Annotated in this window: 3 protein-coding genes; 1 reads left to right on the top strand and 2 read right to left on the bottom strand. The window is 38.5% G+C overall.

From position 1 onward, the window contains the following. A partial coding sequence (locus tag H5072_RS19430; RefSeq protein ID WP_138488725.1) for an RnfH family protein occupies nucleotides 1-321 on the bottom strand: 321 nt, incomplete at its 3' end. Continuing rightward, the gene (locus H5072_RS19425; protein ID WP_024594788.1) at nucleotides 318-758 is read right to left on the bottom strand and encodes a type II toxin-antitoxin system RatA family toxin; all 441 of its coding nucleotides are present in this window, start codon (nucleotides 756-758) and stop codon (nucleotides 318-320) included. The genes H5072_RS19430 and H5072_RS19425, both read right to left, overlap by 4 nt. 146 nt (nucleotides 759-904) lie before the next feature. Between H5072_RS19425 and smpB the strand changes: the two genes are divergently transcribed. Beyond that, nucleotides 905-1,384, top strand: a complete 480-nt coding sequence (gene smpB / locus H5072_RS19420; RefSeq protein WP_004335699.1) for an SsrA-binding protein SmpB — start codon at nucleotides 905-907, stop codon at nucleotides 1,382-1,384. The last annotated feature ends 41 nt before the right edge of the window (nucleotides 1,385-1,425 follow it).

Raw genomic sequence — 1,425 nt, 5'->3', positions numbered from 1 at the left:
CTTTTCGAGTGGGCGGCCACCCGTTATTTTATTTGCACGCCCCTCTTCTTTAGCTTTTTCTGCACGCTTTCTACGCGCATCTTTAGGGTCTGCAATTAATGGACGATATATTTCTATACGGTCACCGTCTTTTAATTCATAGTTAGCTTTTACAGTTCGATTCCACACACCTAACGTTAGCGATGTAGCATCTATCTCAGGGCACTTTTGTATAATACCTGACTGAATAACAGCTTGCTCGACTGTAGTCCCTAGTGGCACTTCAATTGATAAACACGTGGCCGTGGTTGGTAATGCAAAGACCACCTCAACATTAATCATGCTCTCGCTCCATAAACCTGTTTTGCACGTTGAGTAAATGCACTCACCATATTTTTTGCAACATCGTTAAAAATCTTACCAAAGGCAAGCTCTATTAACTTATTTGAAAATTCAAATTCTAGTTGCAAGTGAACTTTACATGCTTTGGCGTCAAGCTCTTGAAAGTGCCAACGTCCTTTTAACATCTTAAATGGTCCATCAACAAGGCTTAGTAACACTGTTTGCTCATCAACAAAGGTGTTTTCGGTGGTAAACCACTTTTTTATACCCGCCTTGGATATTTCTAAACTCGCGGTCATGTTATTATCATGCTGTGAAACAATTTTTGAGTCTGAGCAATTTGGTAAAAACTGCGAATAAGCTTCTACATCATTAACTAGATCAAACATCTCTTTAGTGCTGTACATAACCAGCGCACTTTTTTCTATTTGTGGCATACTCACTCCCAACTGTGTGGGCGAATTTTAGCAAGCTTTGCGCGTTTCCCCAAATTTTCATGCTGCTTAAATTAAAGCTTAATTTTTAAAAGCATTATTAAAAAATCGATGTAAAACATCTCACATTACGTATATTATAGGGCACTATGGCTAAGAAAAATTCATCAAAATCGACAAGTAATACCATCGCGCTAAACAAAAAAGCGCGACATGAGTATTTTTTACACGATAAGTTTGAAGCAGGTGTTGAACTACAAGGCTGGGAAGTAAAAAGTATCCGAGCAGGTAAGGTAAACATCACCGAAACTTATATTCATCTTAAAAATGGCGAAGCATTTTTGCTTGGCGCGCAAATCCAGCCACTTAATAGTGCATCAACCCATGTAATTTGCGATCCGTTGCGTTATCGTAAGTTACTATTAAGCAGACGCGAACTTGACCGTCTACTCGGTGCAACAGAGCGAGATGGCTATTCATTAATAGCTACAGCTATGTACTGGAAAAAATGTTGGGTAAAACTTGAATTTCATCTAGCAAAAGGTAAAAAGTTGCACGATAAACGTGACGACGGGAAAAATAAAGATTGGTCTCGCGAAAAAGAACGTTTAATGAAACACAAAGTATAAGCACAGCGCCTAACTAACAAGTTAGGCGTTTTTTTTATTAA

It is taken from the genome of Pseudoalteromonas sp. SR45-5 (assembly GCF_014163565.1).
Lineage (GTDB): Bacteria > Pseudomonadota > Gammaproteobacteria > Enterobacterales > Alteromonadaceae > Pseudoalteromonas > Pseudoalteromonas distincta.
This window is presented reverse-complemented; position numbering and strand designations above follow the sequence as displayed.

Excerpts from the sequence above, each read along its gene's own strand:
- H5072_RS19425 (WP_024594788.1), bottom strand. The coding sequence starts at position 758 with ATGCCACAAATAGAAAAAAGTGCGCTGGTTATGTACAGCACTAAAGAG.
- smpB (WP_004335699.1), top strand. The coding sequence starts at position 905 with ATGGCTAAGAAAAATTCATCAAAATCGACAAGTAATACCATCGCGCTA.